Annotated in this window: 10 protein-coding genes; 7 read left to right on the top strand and 3 right to left on the bottom strand. The window is 49.8% G+C overall.

Annotated features, from left to right (window positions below; translation table 11 throughout):
- The first annotated feature begins 235 nt into the window (after nt 1-235).
- Nucleotides 236-1663 (top strand): sugar transferase, encoded by a 1428-nt coding sequence (locus LKK83_RS31335; protein ID WP_324635367.1) that lies wholly within the window; start codon nt 236-238, stop codon nt 1661-1663.
- Nucleotides 1664-1719: 56 nt separating this feature from the next.
- On the opposite strand, the gene LKK83_RS31340 is transcribed toward LKK83_RS31335, so the two are convergent.
- Together LKK83_RS31340 and LKK83_RS31345 are read right to left on the bottom strand one after the other, a co-directional pair.
- Nucleotides 1720-2304: a D-glycero-alpha-D-manno-heptose-1,7-bisphosphate 7-phosphatase gene (locus LKK83_RS31340; RefSeq protein WP_324635368.1), complete on the bottom strand. Its 585-nt coding sequence runs from the start codon at nt 2302-2304 to the stop codon at nt 1720-1722.
- A 78-nt stretch (nt 2305-2382) separates the two neighbouring features.
- Entirely contained in the window at nt 2383-3357 is a 975-nt protein-coding gene (locus LKK83_RS31345) for a glycosyltransferase family 9 protein (protein WP_324635369.1), read from the bottom strand.
- Nucleotides 3358-3726: 369 nt separating this feature from the next.
- On the opposite strand from LKK83_RS31345, the gene ispD reads away from it, so the two are divergent.
- Nucleotides 3727-4410 carry a 2-C-methyl-D-erythritol 4-phosphate cytidylyltransferase gene (ispD, locus tag LKK83_RS31350; RefSeq protein WP_324635370.1) on the top strand — a complete coding sequence of 228 codons (684 nt, stop codon included), beginning with the start codon at nt 3727-3729 and terminating at the stop codon, nt 4408-4410.
- Between the two features lie 32 nt (nt 4411-4442).
- On the opposite strand, the gene LKK83_RS31355 is transcribed toward ispD, so the two are convergent.
- The gene (locus LKK83_RS31355) at nt 4443-5258 is read right to left on the bottom strand and encodes a SirB1 family protein (RefSeq protein WP_324635371.1); all 816 of its coding nucleotides are present in this window, start codon (nt 5256-5258) and stop codon (nt 4443-4445) included.
- 197 nt (nt 5259-5455) lie between these two features.
- Here LKK83_RS31355 and lgt point away from each other — a divergent pair, with 197 nt between their 5' ends.
- The 5 genes from lgt to LKK83_RS31380 all read left to right on the top strand — a co-directional run bounded on the left by lgt (nt 5456) and on the right by LKK83_RS31380 (nt 10203).
- A complete protein-coding gene (gene lgt / locus LKK83_RS31360; protein WP_324635372.1) occupies nt 5456-6322 on the top strand; it encodes a prolipoprotein diacylglyceryl transferase in 867 nt (288 codons plus the stop codon).
- 133 nt (nt 6323-6455) lie between these two features.
- Nucleotides 6456-7343 carry a precorrin-4 C(11)-methyltransferase gene (cobM, locus tag LKK83_RS31365; protein ID WP_324635373.1) on the top strand — a complete coding sequence of 296 codons (888 nt, stop codon included), beginning with the start codon at nt 6456-6458 and terminating at the stop codon, nt 7341-7343.
- A 36-nt stretch (nt 7344-7379) separates the two neighbouring features.
- On the top strand, nt 7380-7859 hold the full coding sequence (locus LKK83_RS31370) for a flavin reductase family protein (RefSeq protein ID WP_324635374.1): 480 nt from the start codon (nt 7380-7382) through the stop codon (nt 7857-7859).
- A gap of 184 nt (nt 7860-8043) precedes the next feature.
- The gene (locus tag LKK83_RS31375) at nt 8044-8397 is read left to right on the top strand and encodes a phenylpyruvate tautomerase MIF-related protein (protein ID WP_324635375.1); all 354 of its coding nucleotides are present in this window, start codon (nt 8044-8046) and stop codon (nt 8395-8397) included.
- Nucleotides 8398-9123: 726 nt separating this feature from the next.
- Nucleotides 9124-10203 (top strand): Gfo/Idh/MocA family oxidoreductase, encoded by a 1080-nt coding sequence (locus tag LKK83_RS31380; protein ID WP_324635377.1) that lies wholly within the window; start codon nt 9124-9126, stop codon nt 10201-10203.
- Nucleotides 10204-10622: the final 419 nt, after the last annotated feature.

Here is a 10622-nt window from a genome sequence, read left to right on the forward strand (position 1 = left end):
GGAGCTGTCAGAGGAACTGGTCTGGTAACAGAGCATGTGTTGAAGTTCGACCCATGTCGCAAAGGCTGTTCTACAACCCCATGACACACTTCATTCGGTGGCGATCGCTCACCCAACAATTAAATAACTCATGGCTCTGTCTCTAGCGGGTGGCATCTACTAAACGATTGGTGTTAAAAAATAAGCATACCCAAAAAGGGGAAATAAACCCGTGTTTGATGCATTCGACAAGAACATGCATAACAAAAGGCTAGACATCCGCGCTCCACTTATTGCCCAGCTCAGTAGCGGCACTGGGATCGGCTCCCTGCGAGTGCTGGTTCTCCTAGCGCTCGATGGCCTCTCAATCGCTTTTGCGTGGCTATTAGCGGATGAACTGGGAACACCAGTTGGTTCGTTTCGTCTACTTTCTGCTAATGCCGAGCGCCCCGGCTTTTTACTGCCCATATTAGCGATCGCAATCGGCATGCTCGCCGCATCCGGACTCTACAGCACCGACGACCGACGGCGTGACTTCTTTAATCTGATTAAATCTCTCAGTTTGGCCCAGTGCGTTTTATTAATTATCGGCTATCTTTACGAGCCAGATGTTATCATCTCCCGCTCCACATTATTGTTGTCCTGGATATTTAGTCTGGCTTTTGTCCTCACCGAACGATTAATCCTGCATTTATCCATTATTTATCTGCGTCAAAAAGGCGCAATTCGACAACGGATTGGATTAATCTGTCAACCTAATGATATTGAACCCGCAACCAAATTTATCACCAAAGCCAAACAATATCTGATCTGCCATGTGGAAGAACTCTCCACCCGCGATCGCAACACCGATTGGTCCGAGATGATTGAAGGACTTCGCAAAAAACATGTGGGCGAAGTCTTTGTCTGTTCTACCCTCTCGGTGAAAGAACAAATTTATCTCTACTGGGAATTGAAGCGCGCCGGAATCCACTTACGGATTGTTCCCCTCGGTTTAGAACTACCCATTCAGTGGAGCGAAATCAAAATGGTCAATGGCATCCCCAGCATGAGGTTTCGTTCCCCGCCGATTATTGGAGGAGATTATTGGATCAAACGCAGCTTCGACCTGATCGCCGCCACGATTCTTCTGATTCTATTCAGCCCGCTCTTAATCGGATTGGCGATCGCCATCAAACTCGACTCTCCAGGCCCGATATTTTACAAACAAACCCGCGTCGGTCTCAAAGGCAGACATTTCAAAGTCTGGAAGTTCCGCACGATGGTCACCAATGCAGAAGAGTTACAAAAAGAACTCGAAGCCAAAAACGAAATGAAAGGCGGCGTCATGTTCAAAATGAAAGACGACCCCCGAATTACCCGCGTGGGTAAATTTATTCGTCGCTATAGTTTAGATGAGATTCCGCAAATTCTCAACGTCTTAAACGGCGAAATGAGTTTAGTCGGTCCTCGTCCTTTCCCCTTGCGCGACGTGGCTCACTTTGACGAACATCACTTTATGCGCCATGAAGTATTGCCCGGAATCACCGGACTCTGGCAAGTCTCGGGACGTTCTGATGTCGTCGATTTTGACGATGTATTCCGTCTCGATATGACCTACATCCAAAACTGGTCGGTCTCCCTAGATTTTCAGATTTTGTTCCAAACCGTGAAAGTTGTCTTGGCAAAAGAAGGAGCGTATTAGAAGTCCTTTATCATTTGTCATTTGTCCTTCGTCATTGGTCATTTGTCATTGACCAATTACGCCTGGGGTTGCTGACAAATCCAGTTTGCGGCATCGGCTAAATCCGACGCCAGATAATCCGGGTGGGTGTGGTGTTGATAGTCCCCCCGGTAGACGCGATCGCCGTAGCCGGTTTTAACTAAAATGCCCCGACAGCCCGCATTATGGGCCAGATCCACATCCGTCGCCTTATCCCCCACCATAAAACTGCGGCGCACATCGAGATCCTGTTCCCAAGCCGCCGCCACCAACATGCCCGTATTCGGTTTGCGCCAAGTGCTCCAGCGGGTAAATTCTGGGGTTTTGCCTCCTTCCGGAGGGCTGAGATAGGGACAAAAATAGAGCGCGTCCAACCGCGCGCCGGCTTCAGCGGCGAGTAACTGACACAAACGCTCGTGCAATGCCTCCACATGAGCGATCGGGTAATATCCCCGCGCCGGACCGGATTGATTGGACACCAAACAACAAAAAAACTGGCGATCGTTCAATCGCCGCACGGCTACAGCCGCACCGGGAATTAAATGCAGGTCGTCCACCCGGTGGATATAACCCACTTCTTGATTGAGAACGCCGTCTCGGTCGAGGAATACTGCAGATTTCATAACCACAAAAAATGAAGAATTAAGAACTAAGAATTAAGAATTTTCTCAATTCTCAATTCTCAATTCTTGACCTTAATGCTAGCCGCCCCAAACCTTTTCCAAAACAGTTTTTGGGGAAATATCGGCCATATTGCCCGTCGGAGACGCGATCGGGATATAGCGATCGCCAGTTGGGAGCAACTTTGCCGGATCCGTCGGACCAAACAGAGCGATGGTGTAAGTTTGCACCGCCACCGCTAGGTGCATGGGGGCACTATCGGTACACAGCATCAGATTCGCAGCGGCGATCGCGGCAGCTAACTTGCCCACATCTGGGGGAGAAGTCACCTTCACACCCGGACAGGATCGAACCAACCGATCGCATAACCCTCGATCCGAGGGCCCTTGAACCAAAACCACCGGCAATTGGGGCTGACGTTCTTGAAGATCCGTAATAATCTCCTGCCAATTCTGCGCCGGGTAGATTTTATCAAGTCCTTTTGCTTGCGAGAGTTCGCTCGCGCCGCCGTGGATCAGGATGTAGCCACTTTCTTTTACCCCCAGTCGTTCCTGTTCCTCCTCCGCCCATCGCAGATCCTCCTTGAGCAACGTCACCGACAGTTCGGGACAAGGAGTGGTAATCCCGAACCCTTGCAGCAAGTCGTGGTACATAGAAGCCGCGTACTGGTCGGGATTCAGGGGTACCGGGTTAGTCAGGAAAAACGAAGGAGAAGTGCCGGCATAGCCGATCCGGGTCGGGATTCCGGTTAGCCAGAGCAACAAGCCGATCGCCGGGCGCTGTCCGAGGGATAAAACCGCATCGTATTCGCGATCGCGCATGATGCCAAGTAAATTGCCCCAATCAGCCAATCCGTTGCGATCCTTAAAATCGAACGGAAGCACCTGTAGGGACTTGTCATGGAATAACTTGCACACTCGGTAGGCACCTTTCGACCGAGGCTCCACAATAACATCTATCTGTGCGTTGGGATAAAACCGTTTGAGGTCATCCAACGTCGGGAAAAACAAAATTTGGTCGCCAATTCCGCCAGGGACAAGGGCCAGTATTCGCATCTCGATGGATTGTGCTTACTGAACAAATTTATTGTACGCGAAGATATACCTAATGCGATGATGAATGCAAAATCTACCCTCTAGCAGCTTTCCCTTCCAGCCTGCCAATGGCATCGCCGCTCATCATCGCCAACTAATACATCGGCTAATACAATAGCCCCAGTTTACTGATTCTGAAACAATAGGTAGTGTTTTTGCCAGTCTATGCAAGCGGGGGTGGCCGTAGCGCCGATTTATTACCACATATTTCTCATTTTGTCAACCCCATTGCCGGGAATTTTGACCCTTTCTTCGATTTTCTTTAGGCGTCAGCCCACGCGAAGCGCCACCCCCAAACCACCATCGACCACCAACTTTAGGAAAACAACCGTGCATTTATTGATTCCAGCAGCCGGGATGGGACGGCGAATGGGCAGCAACCGCAACAAATTGCTCCTGACCTTACTCGAACAACCTCTGATCGCTTGGACCCTTAAAGCCGCCAATACATCGGAGCAAATTACCTGGATCGGCATCATCGGCCAACCAGCAGATTGGCCCGCATTTAAAGCCATTCTCGCCAGCCATCCCCTCACCAAACCCCTCGAATTCATTCAAGGAGGAACCACCCGCCAAGAATCCGTCTATAACGGCTTGCAGTCCCTCCCCCAAAACGCAACCCAAGTGTTAATTCACGATGGCGCGCGCTGTTTGGCCACCCCAAACCTATTCGATCGCTGCGCTCAACGCCTGCGCCACTCTCCCGGACTGATTGCGGCTATCCCCGTCAAAGACACCATTAAAATCGTCGCCGATCGCTCTAACCTGATTCAACAAACCCCCGATCGCCGACAACTATGGGCCGCCCAAACCCCCCAGGGATTTAACGTAGCGCAACTCAAACACTGCCACGACAAAGCCCGCCAACTTGCCTGGGAAGTCACCGACGATGCCGCATTATTTGAAAAATGCAGCCTACCAGTGGAAATCGTCCCCGGGGAAGAAACCAACCTGAAAGTTACCACCCCAATGGATTTAGCGATCGCCGAATTTATCCTCAGACAGCGGCTTTAACCCCAATCACTCTCCGGTGGGCATTGCCCACCCTACCCCATCCTTTGTAGGATTTCGCGAATCACCGACACATCCGCCGCATCAGGCGCGATCTCCAAATAACTCTCTAAATCCTGACGCGCCTGCGTCCAGCGACGGCTTTGATAGTACAGCAATCCGCGATCGCGCAAATTCACCGCCGAATCCGGAAATATCAACAAAATCCGCTCGATCGCCGCCAGACAGCGTTTCGCATCGCTCCCCTGTAGGTAAATTATTTTCAAATTCGTCAGCATCCGCACCAAAAACCCCTTGGGCGCGATCGGTTTTAAAAACTCCGGTTGCAGCGTCACCGACTGACCGTAAATCTGACTCAAACGCTGCTCGCAATCTTGCGGAAACATCACCTCCCCGCCATTAAACGCATCCACAAAAATGCCAATCTCCTCCACATCCGGGCGCATCAGAAAATGTCCCGGCATTCCAATGCCCACCATTGGAAACTCCAACCGCCGCGCGATTTCCAGATACACCAAAGACAAGGTAATCGGAATTCCGGTGCGGCGATCGATGACTCGATTCAGAAAGCTATTGTCCGGGTTGTAGTAATCCGACGTATTGCCCGTAAACCCCAAATCTTCATAGAGATATTGGTTCATCGCCTGCACGATTCGCAAAGGGTAGCGTTCCTCGGGCAAGCGATCGCCCACCTCCGCCGCCATCGTATCCAAAGCATTGAGATATTCTGCCGGATCCAGTTCCGCATACTCTTCTTGTGCAATGTAGAGCGCTGCCTTTGCTAAATCGATTTGCTCCTCGGGTTGATGAATTTCTCGATAAAAATATTGCCGCGCTAAGGGAAAGTCCATAGTATCTCGGTGCTGGTGCGATTTTTCGACTCACGACGCTTGGCTGCGCCCATCCTATGAGAAGATAGCAAAGAATCGATATGTTCTGGCTAATTTCCGGGCATCTACCAGGCACGCCTCTCGCACCCGGGGAAGTGAATGTCCCTCCCCAAAGGCGCGACGCCACTGTGTTTCCCCACCCCCAAACTTCCCCTGTTATGGATATTTCTACGTTAACCTTAGGGTTTCAATTTACTTCCCCCGGTCCGGAAATTGTCGATATCGGACTGGTAACTATCCGTTGGTACGGGTTGTTAATTGCCGGCGCTGTACTCATCGGCGTCACTCTTTCCCAATATCTCGCTCAGCGCCGAGGCGTCAGACCCGAGTTACTCGGGGATTTAATCTTCTGGTTGGTGTTGGCGGCAATTCCGGGGGCGCGCATTTATTACGTTTTGTTTCAGTGGCCGATCTACGCCGACGACCTCAGCCAAATTTTTGCCATTTGGAAAGGGGGAATTGCCATTCACGGAGCCATCATCGCCGGGGCGATCGCTACCGCCATTTTTGCCCGGGTGCAAAACATCTCTTTTTGGCAACTGGCAGACTTGGTGGCTCCTTCCGTCATTTTGGGTCAGGCGATCGGACGGTGGGGCAATTTCTTCAATTCCGAAGCCTTTGGCGGACCGACGGATTTGCCCTGGAAACTCTACATTCCACCCCAATCTCGTCCCCCCGCCTATATGCAATTTGAATACTTTCATCCCACTTTTCTTTATGAGTCTCTGTGGAATTTAATGGTGTTCGCCTTGTTGTTATTTTTATTTTTTAGAGATTTGAAAGGAAAACCAAATTTGAAAGTCGGTACGTTATTTTTAACCTATTTGGTCGCCTATAGTTTGGGGCGATTGTCGATTGAAGGATTGCGAACCGATAGTTTAATGCTCGGGCCGTTGCGAATTGCCCAGTTAGTCAGTTTAGCAGGAATCGCCTTGGGATTGGCCGGGTTAGGGTGGCTTTATCTGTGGAAACGACCCTTGCCCGATGTGGTCTCCAGGCGCGATCGCTCCTCTGGCTCTTCCTAACCTTTATCGCCAAAAAAAAAGAAAACCCTAGAACGAATTCTAGGGTTTAACCAGGGTGCATCTACCACTTTTTTATCTACGAGTCCCCTCGGTTGCATCCGGAAGTCTTAGGTAAATTAACACAAGAATTTTCATGTCTGAAGCAGCAACTCAAACTAACCCGAAAGCGGGTCTTTTTCCCCTCGCACCTGCCGTTTACATTGTCGGTGCAGGACCAGGGGATCCGGATTTACTCACCGTCAAGGCACAGAAAATCCTGGCGCAAGCTGATGCGATTCTCTATGCGGACTCCTTAGTGCCAAAACAAATCTTGCACGGAGTACGCCCGGATGCAGAGTTAATTCCCACCGGGAATAAAACTCTGGAAGACATTTTGCCGCTGATGATTGCCAAGGTGAACGCCGGTGAGTCGGTGGTTCGCCTCCACTCTGGGGATCCGACCCTCTACGGTGCGGTTTACGAGCAAATGGAAGCTTTAGCTCTCGCGCAGATTCCGTTTGAGATTATTCCCGGGATTAGTGCATTTCAAGCAGCGGCGGCGAAACTCAATGTGGAACTGACTGTGCCTCAATTGGTGCAGACGATTATTCTGACTCGCATCAGCGGGCGGGCCTCATCGGTTCCGGAAGCTGAAGAATTGGCAGGATTGGCGGCGCATAAAGCCAGTTTGTGTTTGTATCTGAGCGCCCGCCACGTGGAACGGGCACAGGAAAAGCTGATGCAGCATTATCCGGCAGATTTAGCGATCGCCATCTGCTATCGCGTGGGATGGCCCGATGAAAAAATTCTGCTGGTACCTTTGGAAGAAATGGCGGCAGTGACTCACCGGGAACATTTGATTCGCACCACCATGTATTTGATTAGTCCAGCTTTGGCCGATCGCGGCTCTGAAGGGGCGATCGCGCCGAAAAAGCGATCGCGTCTGTACCATCCCGAACATCGCCATCTGTTTCGTCCCGGTCGCCCCCACAATGGCGATGCTCTCCAAAAGGCAGATCCCCAAACGGAGACGACGCGATAAACTGATCGCAAGTTTATGCCTCGGGTAAACAAGTCAATGTTAGACGAACAAGCAAAAAAAACAATCCTGCGAAAAATTCCCCACGGTCTTTATATCTGTGGGGTGAAGCATGAGGACAATCTCAACGGGTTTACCGCCAGTTGGGTGATGCAGTCTTCTTTCGATCCGCCGTTAGTGGTGAACTGCGTCAAGCGCGACTCTGGATCCCACGCGATGATCGAAGCTAGTGGCGTGTTTGCCCTCAGCGTCTTGGAAGCCGGCCAAAAGGATATCGCCCAAAAGTTCTTTAAGCCCCAAACTCGCGTGGGAAACAAGTTTGAGGATGTGGAGTTTTATGTGGGCCAAACCGGCTGTCCGATTATTTCCGATTCCCTCGGATATGTGGAATGCAAGGTGGTGGATGCAGTGAAAAAGGGCGATCACACCGTATTTATCGGCGAAGCGATCGCCGCAGGCGTCCACCGCGATGGCGAACCCCTCTTACTCGAAAGCACCGGCTGGAATTACGGTGGCTAGGGCGTCGGGGCACTCGCGCAGACCAACCGATCTGTGCGTAGCAACCAATCACAGAAAAACCCGGTTTCAACTCTGCTGTTGCTCAAACTGAAGCGACGCCCTCCCATGGTAGCAATGGCGTACCCTCTCTACCCCTTTGTTACCATTGTGAACCGATTTCCCAAACCCAATGACTGTGTGAATTATGCCTCTGATTAAAGTTCAAACTTCTGTATCCGCACCGGCAAAAGCTGACGTGGAAAACATGCTCAAGCAGCTTTCTGCAAACTTGGCTAAGCATCTGGGGAAACCGGAATCTTACGTGATGACGGCTTTTGAACCTGATGTGGCTATGACCTTTGCTGGCTCCCTCGACCCGGTTTGCTATGTGGAAATTAAAAGCGTCGGGACTATGGGGGGCGATCGCACCAAGTCCATGAGTCAGGACTTTTGCGGGCAGATTAGTCAAGCTCTCGCTGTCCCGGAAAATCGCATCTACATCGAGTTCTCTGATGCGAAAGGTTCTATGTGGGGCTGGAATGGCTCTACTTTTGGTTGAGGTTTAAAATGCTTTAAATCCTCTTTTCAGTCACCAGTGCGTTCGCTGGTGACTTTTTTGCCGAGTTTATACCGAACTTTTGTTAAATTTACCCTTGACAAAATTCGCCAATTTTGTTAATAAAAACCTTGGCAAATCGAGGCATACTTCTCTATTTTTATCCCCACAACAGCCCTGCTTGGCTTACCTTTTTTATCGGTATTTTTTGGCGTGAAAATCAATATAATATTTTTTAAAATAACCCAAAACAACTATCATTTTTAAAGTTAAACTATCCCCTAAAATCCGCCATTTTTCCACAAAACTCTCCAAGGTTTAACCTCAAAAATAAAAGACTCAACTCTCAATTTAAACCGAGTGTTTCCCCCGGCTTTTCTGTCATTAAAAGGAAAAAACCACCCCTCGCCTCCGAATTTGGGGCATGGAAAGCCGCCCAGTTTAGCTGTGGGGTCAAACCCCTCGCCCTCCCTGAACCGCAATTCCCTCAACCCAGAAAGCCAATGAAAAATTGCCGAAAAATATTTCCCCAACAAAACTCAACCCCCCGGGGGAGTTTCTTCTACCCCAGGTAAAAACCCATCTGGAACTAGCCCTCAACTTAGTGAATCTTTACAAACAGATTAGCTGTGATAGTATCTGAATGGTTTTAAACCCTAGATGTCTATCTATAGCTAGACTCTAGTCTTTTGGTGGTGGAGGAGAAATCCAGGAGTGCAAAATAATCGCATGTCAGCTTGGCAATTCAATCGTTATAGTCCGCGAAGTCAGCCGGAACCCCTACGAATAGGTGTAATCGGCGTGGGCAATATGGGACAGCACCATACCCGGGTGCTAAGTTTGTTAAAAGATATCGAGTTAGTCGGTGTTGCCGATATTAATGTCGAACGCGGACTCGATATTGCCAGCAAATATCGCATTCGCTTTTTTGAAGATTACCGCGACTTGCTTCCCCATGTGGACGCCGTTTGCGTCGCAGTTCCCACCCGAGTGCATCACTCGGTGGGCATGACTTGCCTCCAATCGGGAGTCCATGTCTTGATCGAAAAACCCATTGCGGCAAGCATTTCTGAGGCGGAATCCCTGGTGAATACCGCTGCAGAGTCGGGCTGTATCTTGCAAGTCGGTCATATCGAACGCTTCAATCCCGCATTCCAAGAACTGAGTAAAGTTCTCAAAACCGAACCCGTTCTAGCCCTCGAGGCCCATCGCATGAGTCCCTACTCTAATCGCGCTAACGATGTTTCGGTGGTCCTGGATCTGATGATTCACGATATTGACCTGTTGTTGGAATTAGCCGCCGCGCCAGTGGTCCGACTCACCTCAAGTGGCAGTTGTGCCTGCAAAAATGACCCCGATCGCAATTCCTATCTCGACTACGTGACGGCAACTTTGGGCTTTGCGAATGGAGTAGTCGCAACCCTGACTGCTAGTAAGGTGACTCATCGCAAACTTCGCCGGATTGTCGCCCATTGCAAAAATTCTTTAACTGAGGCGGATTTCCTCAACAATGAAATTCTAATTCATCGGCAAACTACGGCAAATTACATGACCGAATACGGTCAGGTACTTTACCGTCAAGATGGGTTAATCGAAAAGGTGCATACCAGCAATATCGAACCCCTACACGCTGAATTAGAACATTTCATCCATTGCGTTCGCGGCGGAAATCAACCGTCGGTTGGTGGCGAACAAGCGCTCAAAGCGTTGCGTTTGGCTAGTTTAATCGAACAAATGGCTCTCGATGGTCAAGTTTGGAACCCTCAAGACGAGGTTAATTGTCTCAGTCCGCAAGCGATCGACTGGTAGAAACTCGCTGAGAATGGCCGAACTCTCTATCCGCTTTGTTTCTATCCGATCGCCTCTGAGGTTCATTCATTTCTGTTTCCCTCGCATTTACTTACCCGCTAAAACACACAATTCGTCCGCTTTTGATTTTTCCGATTGGTTCATCGCTCCTCATCTTTCTATTGCTTTGTTTTTCTCTATCTTTGCCCCTTTGAATGCCAAAGCACAACCGGATTGGCACCCCAGTGAAGTCTCGGGAGTTATTTTATAAGCATTTATGCAACATAATTTGCACGTTATTTGCACCCTTGCGTACCCATTGACTCAAAGCTCCAACGGATCCATCGCCGCCAATGATTCGGCCCAGAAATGAAGAAAAAAAATTGACAAAAAAAGGCGGGCGGGGTAGAATATATTCATAATGGGGGCAAAGCTTAAAC

This window comes from Phormidium sp. CCY1219 (assembly GCF_035615515.1).
Lineage (GTDB): Bacteria > Cyanobacteriota > Cyanobacteriia > Cyanobacteriales > Laspinemataceae > CCY1219.